Origin of the sequence: Synechococcus sp. RS9909 (assembly GCF_014279595.1) — a bacterium.
Classification (GTDB): Bacteria; Cyanobacteriota; Cyanobacteriia; order PCC-6307; family Cyanobiaceae; genus Synechococcus_C.
This window is the reverse complement of the sequence record NZ_CP047943.1, coordinates 792,487-810,018: the sequence shown is the minus strand read 5'-3', so window position 1 is coordinate 810,018 and position 17,532 is coordinate 792,487. Positions and strand designations below refer to the sequence as shown.

Sequence of the window (17,532 nt, the reverse complement as noted above, 5' to 3'; positions counted from 1 at the left end):
CGACGTTGCTTCAGCCCTCGCCGCAAGGCGGGGGCTTTTTATTGGCATCAGAAATTAGAGACAATGGTCATGCCGAATGCGCACATAACCGATTGATCCGAGCACAATAGCGTCAGGCAGCGAACGCTCCTACGGCGAAAAGAGCTGAAGCGAAAGGCTCATCACCACTGACAGAAAACGATAAACATGCGCTTATCGGCAAGGGGGCGAGTAAGCACAATCACAGATCCGAAGAGGCGCGGCGCCAAACAAAAGAAGCAACCCTCGTCTCAACATGAAGACGAAAGACTCATTGAGGCACAACCGCGTCCAGCTAACATTGCATTAACGCCAAAACACACATTCAAATCACTAACGCGACAGAGATGCTCAACCATAAAGCTAGTCTTTCTTTAAGAAAAGCAACCAGGACAACACTTACTGGGGCCTTCGCCTTTGGTCTTGTGAGCTGGATTGGAGCGATGCCGGCACGAGGCTCCAATCTAGTAACGGTCGAAGGAAAAGATTACGCCATTATATTTCAATACACTAGCTTCAATAATATCAGCACCATTCTGAGGTCTCAGCCATGGTGGGGGAACTCAACCGCTGCCAGAACTTTTGCAAGATCATGTTGGTACTCAGCATGCAAATCAAGTTCTGGCTATGTCATAGGAACGCAGTTCGCGTATGAAGATAGAGGATTTACGATTGGAACATGGGAAGCCTCGCCAGATAAAGGTATATCAAACCGCGGCCCCAGAGAGGGAGACGCTTGGCGTTACGCATACGTGGCGGCGAATCCAATCATTCCCACAGGAAATATCAGCGGAGGCAATGGCATCAATCTTACGTCAAATCTTGGCTCATTGATAACCCCAGAGTTCCAAGGAGGAACACTCACCGTTGACCAAGACAATTCAACCTACACACAAAATTTCACGCTGAATGGATCGACAACCAATACTATTGATGCTAATGGCAGGGTCTCAACATTCAGCGGAATCTTCAGAGACTCAAGCAACACAGCGGGGAACATCATCTTCCGAGACAGTTCGGCCCCCAACATTGCAAATGTGATTCGTTTACAAGGCCGGCACACCTATACAGGCAGCAGCACCATCGAATCAGGCAATGTGTTGCTTGATGGCGGTTCATTTTTCAAGACTTCACCAGTTACGGTGAAACCTGGGGCTCGCTTGGGCATTTTGAGCAGTACAAAGGCAGAAGCCGGCAGCACCGTTGTTGGAGGCCCAGGCTCCCGCAGCCATCTCGACATCAATGGAACCTTCAAAATCAATGGTGATCTGACCCTGCTCGAGCGCAGCCGCACGCTGTTCAATAGTGGTGATATTAGCGACACAAGCTTGGCTGCAGGAACCAGGAGCCTCTCTGTAACAGGCGTACTTACCCACAACGGTGAGAATATTGATTCACGAGGTGGCAACTACAGCATTAACACTGGTGAGCTCCGTGGAAGCAGCAACATCCTTGTCGACGGCGAGACCCTCACTCTCACCATCCAAAACGACTCCAGTTTCGATGGTGGAATCGGAGACTTCAATCCAGGCCAACAAGGTGGGGCACTTATTAAAAAGGGGAACAGCACACTTGTGCTCACCCGCGATCAAGGCCTGGCCAACCTCAGACAATTAAAGATCGAAGAAGGCCAGATCACACTGAATAACGGGAACAACGGGACGATTCTGCAAACCAATATTGAAAGCGGGGCTTCGTTATCATTGCCAAACAGTTCAGGTGAACTCACCAGCAACTCTCTCGACGTCAAATCCAGCGGAATACTCAAAGGAAATGGCACCATCACGGGCAATGTTCGCAACGAAGGAACGGTCTCTCCGGGTAACTCGATCGGCACACTCACCGTCGATGGCAACTATGTTCAGGGCGCGAGCAATCCGAATGCCAGCCTCAATATCGAGGTGGATGGCTCCAGCAGTGATCTCCTCAAAATCACCGGAGACAATCGCACAGTTCTCCTTGGAGGGAATCTCAACATTTCCAGCTACAACAACGCCGCTGTCTCTCCTGGGAAGATCTACACCGCAATCGACGTCACCGGTGACAACGCCACAGGTGGGGAATTGGGTCTCAAAACCAACCTCAATGTTGTCGGCTCCTCAGGCATGACATTCGTTCGTGAAACAGACCGCGAGTTCCGTCTCCTCGATCCGGCCTATTACGCCACCTGCACCAGCAACGATCCAGCCGTCCTACTCGGTTGCACCAAACTCCAGTTCGCTTGGCTGAAAGTCGATCCCGACACTGGCGTCGCCGTCAATCCCGATCGCCACAAGACACCAGGACAAAGCACCATCAAGGCGATCAAACAAACAGGTGGTGCCATCACCGCCGCTTCATCCGGTAACTCCTCCACCAACACCAACACCTGCATCGCCAACGGCGGCACAACAGCAACCTGTCAGCAGCAAAACAAACAAGGGTCGGGCTCTGGTGCTGCTAACACCAATTCCACCAACGTCGCCAAAACACTTGATGCCGGTTGGGCATCCCTTAGCGCTGCTGTCACCTCCGGTGTCACCGGCGGCTCCGCCATTGGCACCACCGGCTACACCACCAACCAAACCTCAGCGGCCTTGGTCACACCCGATTTCGCCAAGGTGATTGCTGCCTTCTTCTCCATCCCCACACGCATCGAACTCAACCAGGCGCTTCACTCCATCACCGCTGAGCCCTACGCCTCCATGCAATCGGTCGCACTGGAAGCCATCGAGCAGTTCGGGAAAAATTCCCTCGCGCTCACCGATCGCTCCGTTCCGCTCACTCACACCGAAACCTTCTGCAAAACAGACGACGGCACACTCATCCCTGCCGACTCGCCCGAGCGACCCGACACTTGCGAGGAGCGCACCAAAACCGTTGGTTCACGCTGGAGTCTGCTCCTTGATGGCACCAATACCGAGGCCACTCTCGATGGCACCAGCGATCTTGCTTCCCTCGATTACAACGTCTTCTCCACCATTTATGGCCTCCAATACGCCTTCTCTCCCGAGTGGAGTGCAGGTGGTGCCTTTGGCTACGGCCAGGCCAATCTCTACAACTACGAATACGCCAATTCGCGCATCCAATCCGACACCTATGGCGGCAGCCTCTGGGGCATCTACAGACCTTCCGCCAACTGGAAGTTCTCAGGCCTTCTTGGCTACATGAATCTCCAATACGACTCATCAAGGCAGATGAACTTCGGCGGCCTCAACCGCACCGCAGAGGCCAATTGGGATGGCAACGCCTTCACAGCAGCCCTGGACGCTCAATACAACTGGGCTCTCAATGGCGACAACAGCGATCCCGACGCCATTCGCATCAAGCCGCGCACCTTCCTCTCCTACGCCGTTCACAACCAGGGCTCCTTCTCTGAATTCGGCGCTCAGTCCCTCAACCTCGACGTTGACTCCCACACCGCCGACTCCCTCCTCTGGGGCATCGGCTTCACATTGGAAACTCCAATCAAGCTCAACTCAACCAATCGACTCATCCCAAGACTCACCGTCGGCTACGAGTACGACTTCATGGGTGATGCCAATGAGGAGCATCAACTCAACGCCTCCTTCTCTGAACTGCCAGCACTCGGCTCCGTTGATGTCCTCGGACAGAACCGTGGTGCTAACGCCCTCGATGTTGGGCTCTCCATCGAAATTGAAACCTCCGATTCCGTTTCCCTCTATGCCGGCGTCAACGGCGGCTTCTGGAGCAATGGCACTGAAGTCTCCTACGGAGGAGGGGTCAAATACTCCTGGTGAGCTGCGTCGCGGCACATCATGACCATCCGCAAGTGGCTGAGTGCGACCCGGTTCGTGCTCGCCTTCTTCTTCCTGGTGGGTCACCTCTAGCGCCCCAGCCGCGCCCACCCTGGCCATTCCCGACGTCGAATGATCGAAGGATTCATCCCCAACGATCGCCATTCAGCCCCTGCCGAAAGGTGTTTTTTTTTTTGGCTTAAACGCGAAGGCCGCAAGCTGATTAAGCTTTGGCCATGGCACTCCCTGCACCAACTTCAAACTCACTGGCAGAGCTGCGGAAGCACAAGCTTGAACAGCGCCTTGCGGAACTGCAGCAGAAAGCGGAACAACTGGTCGTTCAACACCGGGGAAGCAGCCTGTGGCTGTTTGGCTCCCTGGCGAGGGGAGAGCGATGGACTTCATCGGAGGCAAACAGGGCATATTCAGGCCTTAACCACGGAGCAATGCCAATGGCAACAGAGGCGTGCCGATCTGAAGCACATGGCCTCAAGCCGGGTAGCGATGCTGCATCTGAAGCGCCGTCCAGATCTCACGTGGTGTGGCATCCAGATCGGATCGGAGATGGTTCTGCAAGGTTCGTGCAGAGCAATGCAGTTCCAAGGCCATGGCCTGCAATCCGAAGCGATGTGCAGGGCTGGCTTTCAGCTTCTTTTGGACAAGTTGGAGAAACCGATCGGTGAGATCGGGGCTTGGCGGTGGCAGCGCGGAACTCCCCACCGCATCGCGATGGTTCACCAACGCCCGCCAGAACTCTCCTGCGCTGTGGTCGAGCCATTCGGGATGCAAACGTGCCGCATCGATCAAGGCACGGGCCTTTCGCAGCAGGGCCACCACCGTGGGCTGGCGCACAGTGCGGAAGGGATCCAGCAGGCTCGTATCTCCACCTTGGTCGGACCAGACCGCCAACAGCGCCCGTGGGAGGAGGATCGACACCCCACTGGAGCGCTTTGGTGTTTGGCCCTGCACCTCTGCAGCTGGAGCAATCCAGAGGCCCTGACCGGGACTGCTGATCAGTGGATCAGGCTGGTCCGCCTGCTGCTCCAGCGTTGTGCCTTGCTCCGGGATCCAAAGCACAGCGCAATCTGCACTTTGGCGTCGCAACAGCTCCAAACCTCCCCCATCACCATGCAGCTCCACCAAGGTGAGTGGGCCGACGTGAGCCACACGAATACTGGCTTGAAACGTCTCTTGGTCATGCGCCGTGCAAGTCACACGGCACTCCCCAAGCTGCTGCTGCAAGTGGTCGCGCCAATGCTCAAAGTTTGCGCTCTGCACAACGGGCTGGAAGCCACAGACTGGCGAGGACGTCATCATTGAAATGTCAATCTCCCCATCCATAAACGTATCAGCGGCAGGCTGAGGCCGATCACATTCGAAAAACAGCCCTCAATCCGCTCCACCAAAGCACCACCGCGCCCCTCCAGTGCGAAGCCCCCAGCGCATTGCAGCGGTTCACCGGTGGCCACGTAGGTCTCGATCTCTGCGGCGGTAAGCGGCGCGAAGTGTGAGGTGGGTGGTGATGGTGGCGAGGCGTTGCGTGGTCGGATATCCATGGATATCCGGAGCTGGTCACTCCCGCGCTGCACCCACCGCCAACAAACAATGCCCGGTATGCAATTCCCCCCAGCAGCCAGCCATCTGCTGCCAGCGGGCGATGGCCTCAGCCGCATCGGCAGGCTTGCCGAACACCTCCCCCTCAAACGCGAGCACCGAATCACAGCCCAACACCGCCGTGATCGAAGCGTCGGTGCAGGCATCGCGCACCGCTTGAGCCTTGGCCCGCGCCAGCAGCTGCACAAGCCGCCTGGGATCGGGATCCTGGATGGCCTCTTCGTCGCCAAAACCATTGATGTCAGTTGGGCCTCCCTTAGCGCTGCTGTCTCCTCCGGCGTCACCGGATCCGCCATCGGAACTACCGGCTACACCACCAATCAAACCTCAGCCGCATTGGTCACCCCGGATTTCGCCAAGGTGATTGCTACCTTCTTCTCCATCCCCACACGCATCGAAATCGAAACCTCCGATTCCGTCTCCCTCTACACAGGCGTCAACGGTGGCTTCTGGAGCAACGACAACGAGGTCTCCTACGGCGGGGGCCTCAAATACTCCTGGTGAGACCGTCACCGCTGACAACACTCCTCACCGCCGAACGCGACGGTGAGCGCTGCGCCGGTCCGGTACTGATGGCAGGGTTTGTGGTGGGCTTTGGTGTCATTGAGCTTGCCACAGGTGCGCTGAACCAGACCAGTCGCTTCAGCCTGCAGTTACTGGTTCTGCTGGTGTTGCAACTGATCGGCCCCATTCTCGTCAGCGTGCTGGCCATGGCCCTGCTGCTGCCCCGCTGGTTGGAGCGCGTGGTGCAGCAGGGTCAGCGAGCCTGGCGTCAATCCGTTCCTGCAGCAGGTTTAGTGGGACTCTTACTGATGCTGCTGTTTATCGTTGGCGCCATCGTTGGCGGGGTTCTCGTCACACCGCGGGCTGATCTGCTTCGTGAAACGACTGATCTGCTCTCTGGGATCAGGCTTTTGGGTCTGTTACGCACCCTGGCGCGTAGCGGTGTGTTCCTGAGCTGCATCTGCGCCTGGTGTCAGTGGCGGGCGTTGACCGCGCTCAGAAGCGGTCGCAGCGAAGCGCTGATTGTCAGCAATCTCTTGGTGGAGGGGCTGATGCTGGCCCTCGCTCTCAAACTGGTTTGGGTGTTGGTGTTCAACACCCTGGCCCAATGACCCGTGTGATGATGAATTCGATCGAACCCTCCCACCCCCGCGAACGCTGGTTGTTTCTGGGGTCCGGTACCTTGTTGCTGGTTGCCGTACTCTTCGGGCTTGCCCGTGAGCAGCGATGGGGCAGTCGGTTCGTGAACGTTTACCTACTCGCGAGCGACATCAGTGGTCTGCACTCCGGTGAAGAGGTGCGCATCTCCGGTTTTCCCGTGGGTCAAGTGGGTGGCTTAGAGCTCAAACCTGATGCACGCGTGCGGGTGCAATTGCGGATTGAGCAGAGCAAAGCCCGGCTGATCGGACCCAACAGCAGCGCAAGGCTGGCCCAAGAGGGACTCGTTGGAGATCGCTTCATCGACATCAGTCCTGATCCTCAACGCGTTGGTGATGCGCAGGCTCTTGATGGAAAAACCATCGCCTACGCCGAGCCCCTCAACCTCGCCGATGCCCTCGAAGACCTCGCTGTCACGCAGCAGCAACTCCAGGCCACCTTGCGCAACACCACCTCCCTGACTGCCAAGAACGGCGACATCAACACCACGCTCGCCGATCTGCGCAACACCCTGAAAAACACCAACACGCTCACCGCCACCATCGAACGAGAAGCCGCCGAGACCGCACCTGTAGTGCGCCGCTCCCTCGACAACGTGAGCGCCGAGATCAGCCAGGTAAGCCAGGAGGCGCGTGTGGCGGAAAAGGAAGCTCAGCAGTTGCTGCAGGAGTCGCGGCCTCTGATCACCAGCACACTCCAAGACGTGCGCGAACTAGCGCAGACCAGCCGGCGATTGCTCAACAGCCTGCTGGGTGTGATCGGTCCGCTGTTGGAACCTACCGACGGTCCAAGCAGTGCCAGTCCATCACCAGCAAACGACAACCAGCGCCCCTAACCTCAACTCATCGCTTTCTCGATTGATGGGACTGTCTCTGTCAGGCACCAGCACCGGCCTGCTCGCCGCCACAGCACTGATCAGCACAACCCTGGCAGGCATGCCTGCCTCGGCCCAGAGCAAGGGCATCACGTATCCCAAAGCCGGGGTGGTGTGCGATCAAGTGGGGCAAGTCTGCTACGACAGCTATGGCCCATCAATCGCGATCACCAAGATCTACTTCGGCCAGTTCGCCGCTGAGCGCCTCCGCCAGAACCGTCGTGGTTCCACCAACAACGACTTCCGACTCAGCTCCGGCCAGGCTTGCAGCATCCAGAAGCGCACCTGCTGGGATGACGGCTGGGGCGAGAAGAATGTGGCGCGAGGTTTGACCAAACAGCTTTTCAGTAGCAATCAGAGTGCCAGCAACGCCAGCTCCAACAGTGGAAATCGACAGGTGACGAGCGACACGGGCTACTGCAGCCTCAGCCAAGGTGGACGGCGGGTGTTCGATGGTTCCTGTCTGCTCAAGCAGGTGTCGAAGGGCGATCGCAACCGCTACAAGATCCAGCTCCAGAACGGCACGACCTATGTCTTCCAAGACAACGGCAGCGGCAACTACGCCATCACCGATTCCTTCGGTGGCAGGTGGCCGGTGACCTTCGTCGACCATGGCAACACCGGTGTGTTCCGCTTTGCCAACTACAAACTGGTGGCCACACAGAACAGCGGCAGCTCGAATCAGGAAGCCTCCGGTGCTGCCTTAGGCGCTGCAGTTGGCAACCTGCTGAACAATCTGTTCAAGTAAGTGCGTTGAGCTCCAGGCCATTGGCCATCACCACGCCGTGCTGCTCAAAACTGCGCAGCACGCGCAGCTGAAACTCCCGTTCGGTCACCCACTGTTCACCCGCACGGGTGATCAACAGCACCTCCAGCTGGGTGCCGAGCGGAGTGATCCGGCGCACACCGCGCAGGATCGGCTGGGAGAGCAAGCGCTCTCCCCAGTTGGGATCAGCGACAAAACGCTCGATCTCGTCGCTGATCAGGCCGATCGCCTGATCGATCGAGTTCTGCCGATGGGAGATCAACAGTTTGATCAAGCTTCCGGAGCGCAGTTTGGTGTGGTTCCGCAATTGACGGATGGCGCTGTTCTCCAGGGTGTCGACCCGCTGGTCGAGACAGCGCATATCGGTGCTGAACAAACCCACGTCGATCACCTCACCCTCCACGCCATCGATCTCCACCCAGTCGCCGATGGCGTAGCGATCCTCCAGCAACACCAACATGCCGGCGACGAAATCGCGCAGCAGGCTCTGAAACACGAAGGCCAGGGCACCGAGCAGAGCACCCCCAGCCACCAGGATCGAGGTGGATGCGGAGCGCACACCAGGAATGTCGACCGCAATCCACACCCCCACCACCAACACACAGGCCACATCCACCAGGCGATGGCTCACCCGTAGCAGGCTGCGGTAGCGCTGGTCGCGCCGGGCCCGCTCCTGCTCCATCACGTCGACATTGTCAGCCCATTGGTGCAGCAGGAAGGTGCAGAGCGCCCGGCCGAGCAAACCCAACACCGTCACCACGCCCACCTTGAGGATCGCGAAACTGGGCTGCAGCAGCAGCTCGATTCCCAGGGGCACGCGGCCGGGCAGCGCCATCACGCCAAAGCCCACCATCACCACCAGGAGAAAGAGCACTAACACCATCAGCACCCGGGTGATCGTGTGCAGCAGATGCAGGCGCAATTCGAGCTTGTGATTGCGAATCCCCCGCTGACGCTGATGCTGGAGCAGACAACGGCGCCGCCGGATCCAGGCCCAGCACCAGATCAGCCCGGCCAGAACGCCAAACAGAAGCAGCTCCACCGCCAAGGTGAGACGCCAACGCTGCAGGAGACGTTCCGGCGTAAGGATGCGACGGGCATGGTTGATCCGGCGTTCCAGCAGGGTTTTCCAGCGCCGAGCCAGTTCCTCACTGCTGACGCCGTTGATTTCGGCATCGGCCCGGGTCACCGTCATCAGCGGAATCTGGCGCTGTCGATCAGGAAGCTGGGCCTCCAGGATCTGATTGCCGGCGGCATCGGTCTGAATGCTGATCGTGAGCGGGTCATGGCTGAGCGACACACCATCCCCAGGCCCTGACGTGCAGACCTTGGCCTGCTGCCCCAGCAGGCTCTCCAGCATCCATTCACTCAGCCGCTCGCTCTGGCTGCAGAGGCGATTGGGGTCGTAGAGCAGGCGAAGGTTGCCTTCAATCACCGAGGCGCGCCGCTTGGCGCCAAGGGCGTCACCATCCCGCAGCACCGGGCTGGCAACCGTGAGGGCGGGCACGCCCAGGATGCGCACCTTGGCCAATTCGTAGCTTCCCGCCTCCAGCACTTCTGAGCGGGAGCGAGGCGACGTGGCCGCCGGTTCGGTGATGCGACCGGCATCGATCAAAGGGAAGCCGGTGTTAGCCCTCGCGCGATGCGGTGAGGTGCAGATCACCAGAGCCACCGCAGCCAGGAGAAGCAGGAGTCGTCTCAGAAACAGCGACACCGCAGGCACGGGGAGACGATGGCACTCTGATGGCAATCGCCTCGAGCGGCAGCCCATGAGCGCTCGGGCTCAATTCAGAAACTGAGGTCGAGCACGCTGTAACCGCGAGGAGCGCGGGGCTGACCCTGCTGCAGGCCGGGATCGGCAGGAGAGACGACACCACTGCCGAGATGGGCGCGGCTGTTGCTGAAGTAGGCCTGCTCCGCTTCGATGCTGGGGTCAAGAGACACTTCACTGCTGGCGGTGAGCACCACCGGCTCCATGGCGACAGCCTGGGGGGCCACAGCAGCGAGCAGCAGGGATGCGCCAACAAAAGCGAGGGAGAAGCGGATCATGGCCAGGGTGTGAGGAGGGCCTATCTCCGGATTAGCCACGGCCAGAAAAAAATGGCAAGGTCCGGCGGGCAGCGACCGCTCAGGCCTGCGCCAGCCCCACCCCGTTCACTCGAATTCTCAATAAAGGGCGTTTATCAAGATTCTTGCTATTGTGCGTTTATTGAGAATCCGCATAAGCCATGGCTGTAGGTGAGCAGGTGATCCGCGCCCCTGCGCAGCTGGGGATGCTGCTTCGCGATGCTCGGCGAGAACAGGGGATGAATCAGCAACAACTGGCACTCAAGGCCGGTGGCATAAGCCAGGCCAGGCTCTCTCAGCTCGAATTGCAACCGGGTCGTCTCACCGTGGAGCGCCTGCTGCTGCTCCTGGCCGCCCTCAACCTCGAAGTGGTGGTGAGGCCGCGACAACACTCCATCGAACCGGCCGAGTGGTGATGGGTAGACCCTCGAGGGCGCGCTCCCTGGCGGTGTGGATGAACGGTGAACGGGTCGGCACCTGGTTGTTGCCGGCTCGCGGGCCTCAGCAGTTCAATTACGCCGAGTCCTGGCTTCAGTCCAGTCAATTCCGCCCGCTATCGCTGTCTCTGCCGGCAGGGCTCGGGCGCTCGGCGCTCAGCGGACATGCCGTTGAGAGCTGGTTTGACAACCTCCTCCCTGACAGCGACACCATCCGCCGTCGAGCCCAGGCTCGGTTTCAGGCAGCCAGCACCAGTGCCTTCGATCTGCTGGCTGCCGTTGGCCGCGACTGTGCCGGAGCAGTACAGCTGCTTCCACCAGACGAGGTGCCCAGCGGCTTCGATCGCATCGAGGCTCGGCCTCTGAGCGACCAGGAGATCGGCCAGCGGCTGCGCGCCGTCACGGCAACGCCGGCTCCAGGGTCCCTGGGCCCAGAGCCTGATGAGCTCAGGCTTTCGATTGCCGGTGCTCAGGAGAAAACAGCCTTCCTGCTGCACGACAACCAATGGTGTCTGCCGCTGGGGAGCACGCCCACCACCCATCTCTTCAAGCTACCGATGGGGGTGATTGGTAAGGGCCAGATTGATTTCAGCAGTTCTGTCGCCAACGAATGGCTCTGCAGCAGGCTGCTTCACGCCTATGGCCTGCCGATGGCATCAACGGAAATGGCCGAGTTCGACGGCGAACGCTGCCTGATCGTGCAACGCTTTGATCGTCGCCTCCATACCAGCGGCGCCTATTGGCTGCGCCTCCCCACCGAAGATTGCTGCCAGGCCAGTGCCACTCCAGCTGCTCAAAAATATGAAAACAATGGCGGCCCCGGCATGGCAGCCATTGCCGAGCTGCTAGCTCAATCGTCAGAGCGGAACGACCTCACCACGTTCTTCAAAGCGCAGGTGCTGTTCTGGATGCTGCGGGCCATTGATGGCCACGCCAAGAATTTCAGCCTTTTCCTGAATCCAGGCGGCCACTTTCAGCTCACTCCGCTCTACGACGTGCTCTCAGCCTGGCCCGTGATTGGACGGAGAAGTGATCAATGGCCACAGCAAAAACTCAAGATGGCGATGGCCTGGCTTGGTGAAAAAGGGCGTTATTACAAGCCCTTGGAGATCACAGGCCGTCGCATGCTGCTCACCGCAAAACGGCTTGGCCTTGCCGACGCCTCAACCATCCTCAACAAACAGATCGTTCACACTCCCACTGCGATTGCCGCAGTGCAGGCCCAGTTGCCAGCCGACTTTCCACCAGCCATCTCCGAAGCGGTGTTCACAGGACTTCAAACCTCCGCCAACCAGCTTGAGCGCGAACTGCCGTAAAGCTGGGGCTAACCGATGCCCATGGCCAGGAGCCAGCGCCGCAGCAACGGCAAGCTCAGCCCGATCACATTCGAGAAACAGCCCTCGATCCGCTCCACCAGCGCGCCGCCACGTCCCTCCAGCGCAAAGCCGCCCGCGCATTGCAGCGGTTCACCGGTGGCGACATAAGCCTCGATCTCAGCGGGGCTGAGCGGTGCGAACTGGACGCGGGTGGTGATGGTGGCGAGCCGTTCCGCCTGCTGTGCTCCTGCAGCCAACAAACAATGCCCGGTGTGCAGTTCTCCCCAGCCGCCAGCCATCCGCTGCCAGCGGGCGATGGCCTCAGCCGCATCGGCAGGCTTGCCGAACACCTCCCCCTCAAACGCGAGCACCGAATCACAGCCCAACACCGCCGTGATCGAAGCGTCGGTGCAGGCATCGCGCACCGCTTGAGCCTTGGCCTGCGCCAGCAACTGCACCAGCTGGGCTGGATCGGCGTGATGAATCGCGTCTTCATCGACGCCACTCACCTGCACCCGATGGGGGATCGCCGCCTGCTCAAGCAGACGCCGTCGGGCTGGAGACGCGGAGGCAAGCAGGAGCACGGGCCAGCGTTGATTGAGGGCAGTCTGACGGGAACGCTGCAGGGAGCTCGAGATCCGACAATGGATTTGAGCGACTCCTGGCCGTGATCACCACCACCTCCTCCCTGCTCAGCCAGCGCGCGCTGCAACGGGCTCGGCAAGCGATGGCCTGTCTGCCCTTTACATGGCGTTTTTATCAGGTCCTCGAAGAGGAGGCACTCAGCAGCACGGCCCTGCTGGAGCGATCCGACAGGACGCAGTTCTGCCAGCAACCCCTCACAGCCAGCCGCATCGAAGACGATTTCATCTGGTTGATTCAACTGGGGGTGCTGCGCCGGGAGGTGGATGGACAGGGCCTGACCGAACGGGTCCGGCTCACACCGATGGGGCGCGAGTGCCTGAGGTGCTGGACCGGGGCCATTCCCAGGGCGTCGCTACCGCAACGGCTGCATCACTGGCTGAGGCGCTATCGACCGAGGCTGTGACGATGGAAAGTAGCATCTTTATGCTACTGATCGAGACTGATGGGAATAGAAGTCAGGTTGCGAAGGGCCGGTGGATCGGTAAGTGCCACGATCCCAGCGGAGATGGCGCGCCGGTTTCATCTGTCTCCAGGTGACCGGGTTCAGGCGATCGAAACTGAGCAGGGAATTTTACTATCGCCTTTCGATCCAGCCGTGGAGGAGGCCCTGGCACTCGCCAGCGCGGCAGCACGACAATTCCAGCCCGCCCTGCGAGAGCTGGCCCGTTGAGCAACACAGCGGAACCCCGCTGGGTCCCCAGCGTTGCCGTTGAGGCCATCCACCGGCAACAAACGCTCGAGCACGGAGGGCTCCAGGGCCTCAGAAGCCAGGCCGCTCTGGATGCCGCACTCGCCAGACCCCAGCAGCGCTGGAGCTATGGGGAACTGCGCACCATCCCGCAAATGGCAGCGGCCTACGCGGAAGCGATCGTGCGGGCACACCCGTTCAGTGACGGGAACAAACGCAGCGGCTTCCTCGTCGCCGTGGTGTTTCTCGGTCTGAACGGGTTCAGCTTTCAGGCCAGCAATGAGAGCGTGGTGTTGATGATTCAGAGATTGGCAGCTGGTGACCTGCCCTGGGAGGAGCTTGAGGAGTGGTTTGCAGGCAACAGCATGGTCACGCATTGACAGTCCCACCCCCCCTGATGGTTCTGGGCACCAGCAGCGGTGCCGGCAAATCGTTGATGACGGCCGCGCTCTGCCGGGTGCTGCGGCGCCGTGGTGAAACGCCCCTGCCCTTCAAGGGGCAGAACATGAGCAACAACGCCTGGGTGGATCAGGCCGGCGGCGAGATGGCCTACTCCCAGGCCCTGCAGGCCTGGGCGGCGGGGCTGGAGCCCCAATGCGCCATGAACCCGGTGCTGCTCAAACCCCAGGGCGACAGCACCAGCGAGGTGATCCACCTGGGCCAGTCGGTGGGCAGTTGCCGCGCCGAGCACTATTACCGCGACTGGTTCCGTCCCGGCTGGGTCGCGATCCGCCAGGGCCTGTGCGAGCTACAGGCGGCATACCCAGGCGGGCGTCTGGTGCTGGAAGGGGCAGGCAGCCCGGTGGAGGTGAACCTGCAACCGCGTGATCTCACCAACCTGCGCCTGGCCCAATACCTGCGGGCCCGCTGCATCCTGGTGGCCGATATCGAGCGCGGCGGCGTGTTCGCCCAGCTGGTGGGCACGCTGGCGCTGCTGCGGCCGGTGGAGCGTCCGCTGATCCGGGGGCTGCTGATCAATCGCTTCCGCGGCCGGCGCGAGCTGTTTGATGAGGGGCGCCGCTGGCTGGAGGCCAACACCGGCATCCCGGTGCTCGGTGTGATGCCCTGGCTCGATGAGCTGTTCCCCCCGGAAGACTCCCTCGATCTGCTGGAGCGCCGGGGCCGCAAACGCAGCGCCGAGCTGGAGATCGCGGTGTTGAAGCTGCCCTCCCTCAGCAACTTCTCCGATCTCGACCCCCTCGAGGCCGAACCGAGCGTGCAGTTACGTTGGGTGGACCCGGGCGCAGCGCTGGGGCAGCCCGATGCCGTGGTGGTGCCTGGCAGCAAGCAGACCCTGCGCGATCTGGAAGCGCTGCAGAGCAGCGACTTGGGCAAGCATGTGCACACCTACGCGGCAACAGGAGGAGCGGTGTTCGGGATCTGCGGCGGCATGCAGCTGCTTGGCAGGGAGCTCCTCGACCCAGAGGGACTGGAGGGTGGCAACAACACGTCGGGCAGCGCTCCAGGCCTCAACCTGCTGCCCCTGCGCACCGTCTTCGGCGGCAGCAAAGCACTGCGCCAACGCAGCAGCCAGGCGCTCTGGCCCAAGAACAGCGACCCCACTTCGGCTGCCAGTGACATCCGACTGGAAGGCTTCGAACTGCACCGCGGCAGCACAACTGCCCTTGAACCCTGCCAATCACTGTGCGCTGATGACGGGCTGGGCTGGGTGCAAGCCAACGTGGCCGGCACCTATCTGCACGGTGTATTCGAAAGCGGCCCCTGGCGGCGGCGCTGGCTCAACCAACTGCGCACGCGCAAGGGGTTGCCGATGCTGAGCGAACAGCAACCGCACCACAGCCGTCAGCGCGATGCCCTGCTCGATCGCCTCGCCGATGCCTTCGAGCAACACGTGAATCTGGAGCCCCTCCTGCAGCCATGAACGAGGTGTTGATCCACTGGCCCAACGGGCACACCAGCCGCTGCAGGCCGGGGACGGACTGGCTGCAGGCGGCGCGCGAGGCCGGTTTCTCGATCCCCACGGGCTGTCTGGGCGGCAGCTGCGGCGCCTGCGAACTCGATGTCAATGGCACCACCATCCGCGCCTGCATCGCCAGCGTTCCTGCGTCAGCATCAGGTCGTCTCACGGTGGAGCTGGCCACCGATCCCTATTGGTGACGCAGACCTCCACCCCCCACTCCCTGCTGCTGGGCAGCCTGCGCGCCCTGTGCGCCGGGGCCGCCGGTGGCGCCCTCGCCGCCCTGGTGGTGATGATCACCCTGCAATTTCAGGGCCGGATCTGGGGCCGTGCCGTGCTGCAGGGGCTCCCGAGCGAGCGCCCCTTGCCTTGGTGTCTGGCCTGGGGGGCAGGCCTGGGTCTACTGATCGCCCTCCTGCAACGGCAACGGGCCGGCAGCGCCCTGCCGGAGATGCATGAAACCCTGAGCGAACTGCGCCATCCCGATGGCCTGCAGAGCCGCCATGGCAGCAGGCAATTGCTTGGCGGCGCCCTCGCCCTGATCGGTGGTGGCAGCCTCGGACCGGAGGCATTGATGACGCGGCTCGTGGCTTTCGTCAGCCATCGCATCTGGCGCGGCGCCGATCGGGATCTGATCGCTGCCGCCATGGCCGGCAGTCTTGGCTTGTTTCGTTCACCATTGCTCGGTGGGGCCGCCCTGGCCGGACGCCGCTGGCAGCTGCTCTGGCGCTGGCTTCCCGCCACCTTGGGCGGGATGGCTGGCTTTGTGGTGTTTGATGGGCTCAGCGATCTGGGCGGTGGCCTGCACGGCGTGCCCTACGACTGGCCGACCGATCAGGAGCAACGACTCAGCGCCCTGGCCGCCGCGCTGATCGCCGGGCTGATCGGTGGCGTCTGCGGCCTGCTCCTGAAGCGCTGGCGCGGCTGGCTGCAGCGGCTCAATCTGGTGGAGCGCTGCTGGTGGTGTCCGGTGATCACCGGGCTGGCGCTGGGGGTCTGCCTCTGGGCCTTACCTCTCGCCCCGTTCTCCGGGGAGGAGCAGCTTCGACCGCTGGTGCTGGGCCACTGGCACCTCGGCCCCTCGTTGCTGGTGGCCTCAGGTCTGATGAAACTGCTGCTGGTGGGCGGCTGCCTCGAAACCGGTTGGCGTGGCGGCCAGTTCTTTCCGGTGATCCTGGCCAGCAGTGCGATCGGCATGGGGCTGCATCAATGGCTGCCTGCGATCGGTGGGATGGAGAGTTGGTGCTCGGGAGTGGTTGGGGGAAGCCTGGGAACCTTGCTGGCCTCACCCCTGTTGGGATTGATCCTGGGGCTCACCCTGCTGCAGGGGCATGGCGCCGGCGCTCTGGTGATCGGCCTGCTGGTGGGAACGATGCTGCAGAACAAGCGTTGATGGGGTGGCTCGCAGGGCTGATCGCCGCCCTGGCCTGGACGTTGGCCAGCAGTCTCTGGCGCGGCCTAGCCACCTCCCTCACCGCCCTGCAGCTGAATGGACTCAAAAACGGCATCGCCTGCCTGCTGCTGCTGCCCGTGCTGCTGACCCTGCCCTGGATGCACCAGCCCGCAAGCTTGGTGTTACTGCTGCTCAGTGGCGGGGTGGGCATCGCCCTCGGCGATAGTTTCTATCTCGCCGCCCTGCGCCGTCTCGGCACCCGCCGCACCCTCACGGTGGAATCCCTGGCACCGATCGCTGCCGCCATCGGCGGTGTGGTGGGCCTGGGGGAACACCTGCCCCATCAGGCCTGGATCGGCGCGGGCCTGGTGACGGTGTCGGTGCTGGTGGTGGCGCGGCAGGCCCCACCAGAGGCGACGGTGCAGCGCGATCAATCGGCGACAAGCCAACGTCTGGGATTGATCTGCGCTGTTCTGGCGGTGCTCTGCGGCGTCAGCGGCGCCGCCCTCTCGCGCAGCGTGCTGATCAACAGCGATCTGACCCCATTACAGAGTGCCGCCACCCGCCTGTTGGGCGGATTGGTGCTCCTGCTGCCCTGGCTGCGCTTCAACACCCCCTGGGCCAGGCCACGCCCCCGCCGCGCCCGCTGGCCCAGGGTGCTTCTGGCGACGCTGCTGGGCACCAACCTGGGCATCGTGTTGCAACAGGTGGTGCTGCAACGGCTGCCGCTGGGCCTTGGGGTGACCCTCCTGAGCACCGCTCCGGTGATGGCCCTGCTGGTGGCAAGGGCCGAGGGCGATCAGCCCCGACTGGGCGGCGTGCTCGCTTCCCTGCTGGCCGTGGTCGGCGTTGGCCTCGCCGTTCTCAGCTGAACCCTTTACGGTCAACCCATCGTTGA

General features: G+C 61.5%; 18 protein-coding genes and 1 pseudogene. 14 read left to right on the top strand and 5 right to left on the bottom strand.

Going from position 1 to position 17,532, the window contains the following annotated elements; translation table 11 throughout:
- Window positions 1-770 precede the first annotated feature (770 nt).
- Window positions 771-3,758, top strand: coding sequence for an autotransporter domain-containing protein (locus SynRS9909_RS04140; RefSeq protein WP_186593788.1), 2,988 nt, complete (start codon window positions 771-773; stop codon window positions 3,756-3,758).
- Between the two features lie 486 nt (window positions 3,759-4,244).
- On the opposite strand, the gene SynRS9909_RS04135 is transcribed toward SynRS9909_RS04140, so the two are convergent.
- Together SynRS9909_RS04135 and SynRS9909_RS04130 are read right to left on the bottom strand one after the other, a co-directional pair.
- Window positions 4,245-5,069 (bottom strand): AraC family transcriptional regulator, encoded by an 825-nt coding sequence (locus SynRS9909_RS04135; RefSeq protein WP_162858290.1) that lies wholly within the window; start codon window positions 5,067-5,069, stop codon window positions 4,245-4,247.
- Window positions 5,069-5,609 (bottom strand): annotated as a pseudogene (locus SynRS9909_RS04130) (nucleoside triphosphate pyrophosphatase). Before SynRS9909_RS04130 ends, SynRS9909_RS04135 begins: the two are co-directional and overlap by 1 nt.
- On the opposite strand from SynRS9909_RS04130, the gene SynRS9909_RS04125 reads away from it, so the two are divergent.
- From SynRS9909_RS04125 to SynRS9909_RS04110, 4 genes are read left to right on the top strand one after another with little or no spacing between them, the layout of a single operon-like run.
- Window positions 5,526-5,873, top strand: coding sequence for a hypothetical protein (locus SynRS9909_RS04125; RefSeq protein WP_007100322.1), 348 nt, complete (start codon window positions 5,526-5,528; stop codon window positions 5,871-5,873). The pseudogene SynRS9909_RS04130 and the gene SynRS9909_RS04125 sit on opposite strands and share 84 nt — an antisense overlap.
- A complete protein-coding gene (locus tag SynRS9909_RS04120; protein ID WP_240307706.1) occupies window positions 5,870-6,484 on the top strand; it encodes a hypothetical protein in 615 nt (204 codons plus the stop codon). Before SynRS9909_RS04125 ends, SynRS9909_RS04120 begins: the two co-directional genes overlap by 4 nt.
- Entirely contained in the window at window positions 6,481-7,365 is an 885-nt protein-coding gene (locus SynRS9909_RS04115; protein ID WP_007100324.1) for an MlaD family protein, read from the top strand. The genes SynRS9909_RS04120 and SynRS9909_RS04115 overlap by 4 nt, the downstream gene beginning before the upstream one ends.
- A 25-nt stretch (window positions 7,366-7,390) precedes the next feature.
- Window positions 7,391-8,152 carry a YcgJ family protein gene (locus SynRS9909_RS04110; RefSeq protein ID WP_007100325.1) on the top strand — a complete coding sequence of 254 codons (762 nt, stop codon included), beginning with the start codon at window positions 7,391-7,393 and terminating at the stop codon, window positions 8,150-8,152.
- Here SynRS9909_RS04110 and SynRS9909_RS04105 read toward each other — a convergent pair.
- Complete coding sequence (locus tag SynRS9909_RS04105; protein WP_007100326.1) at window positions 8,145-9,884, bottom strand: mechanosensitive ion channel family protein; 1,740 nt, start codon at window positions 9,882-9,884, stop codon at window positions 8,145-8,147. The two genes, SynRS9909_RS04110 and SynRS9909_RS04105, sit on opposite strands and share 8 nt — an antisense overlap.
- Window positions 9,885-9,958: 74 nt before the next feature.
- Window positions 9,959-10,219 (bottom strand): hypothetical protein, encoded by a 261-nt coding sequence (locus SynRS9909_RS04100; protein WP_007100327.1) that lies wholly within the window; start codon window positions 10,217-10,219, stop codon window positions 9,959-9,961.
- A 197-nt stretch (window positions 10,220-10,416) separates the two neighbouring features.
- Here SynRS9909_RS04100 and SynRS9909_RS04095 point away from each other — a divergent pair, with 197 nt between their 5' ends.
- Window positions 10,417-10,653 (top strand): helix-turn-helix domain-containing protein, encoded by a 237-nt coding sequence (locus SynRS9909_RS04095; RefSeq protein WP_240307707.1) that lies wholly within the window; start codon window positions 10,417-10,419, stop codon window positions 10,651-10,653.
- The gene (locus SynRS9909_RS04090; protein WP_038000773.1) at window positions 10,653-11,990 is read left to right on the top strand and encodes a type II toxin-antitoxin system HipA family toxin; all 1,338 of its coding nucleotides are present in this window, start codon (window positions 10,653-10,655) and stop codon (window positions 11,988-11,990) included. The genes SynRS9909_RS04095 and SynRS9909_RS04090 overlap by 1 nt, the downstream gene beginning before the upstream one ends.
- A gap of 8 nt (window positions 11,991-11,998) precedes the next feature.
- Here SynRS9909_RS04090 and SynRS9909_RS04085 read toward each other — a convergent pair whose 3' ends face one another.
- Window positions 11,999-12,574, bottom strand: a complete 576-nt coding sequence (locus SynRS9909_RS04085; RefSeq protein ID WP_007100330.1) for a nucleoside triphosphate pyrophosphatase — start codon at window positions 12,572-12,574, stop codon at window positions 11,999-12,001.
- Window positions 12,575-12,657: 83 nt separating this feature from the next.
- Between SynRS9909_RS04085 and SynRS9909_RS04080 the strand changes: the two genes are divergently transcribed.
- The 7 genes from SynRS9909_RS04080 to SynRS9909_RS04050 are packed head-to-tail and all read left to right on the top strand — an operon-like array spanning window position 12,658 to window position 17,506.
- Entirely contained in the window at window positions 12,658-13,038 is a 381-nt protein-coding gene (locus tag SynRS9909_RS04080; RefSeq protein ID WP_007100331.1) for an Npun_F0494 family protein, read from the top strand.
- A gap of 39 nt (window positions 13,039-13,077) precedes the next feature.
- On the top strand, window positions 13,078-13,305 hold the full coding sequence (locus SynRS9909_RS14165; protein WP_038000776.1) for an AbrB/MazE/SpoVT family DNA-binding domain-containing protein: 228 nt from the start codon (window positions 13,078-13,080) through the stop codon (window positions 13,303-13,305).
- Entirely contained in the window at window positions 13,302-13,703 is a 402-nt protein-coding gene (locus tag SynRS9909_RS04070) for a type II toxin-antitoxin system death-on-curing family toxin (protein WP_007100333.1), read from the top strand. Before SynRS9909_RS14165 ends, SynRS9909_RS04070 begins: the two co-directional genes overlap by 4 nt.
- Window positions 13,704-13,720: 17 nt before the next feature.
- Complete coding sequence (locus SynRS9909_RS04065; RefSeq protein ID WP_007100334.1) at window positions 13,721-15,205, top strand: cobyric acid synthase; 1,485 nt, start codon at window positions 13,721-13,723, stop codon at window positions 15,203-15,205.
- Entirely contained in the window at window positions 15,202-15,441 is a 240-nt protein-coding gene (locus tag SynRS9909_RS04060) for a 2Fe-2S iron-sulfur cluster-binding protein (protein WP_007100335.1), read from the top strand. The genes SynRS9909_RS04065 and SynRS9909_RS04060 overlap by 4 nt, the downstream gene beginning before the upstream one ends.
- Window positions 15,438-16,634 (top strand): chloride channel protein, encoded by a 1,197-nt coding sequence (locus tag SynRS9909_RS04055; protein ID WP_007100336.1) that lies wholly within the window; start codon window positions 15,438-15,440, stop codon window positions 16,632-16,634. The genes SynRS9909_RS04060 and SynRS9909_RS04055 overlap by 4 nt, the downstream gene beginning before the upstream one ends.
- Complete coding sequence (locus tag SynRS9909_RS04050; RefSeq protein ID WP_007100337.1) at window positions 16,634-17,506, top strand: EamA family transporter; 873 nt, start codon at window positions 16,634-16,636, stop codon at window positions 17,504-17,506. Before SynRS9909_RS04055 ends, SynRS9909_RS04050 begins: the two co-directional genes overlap by 1 nt.
- Window positions 17,507-17,532 lie beyond the last annotated feature (26 nt).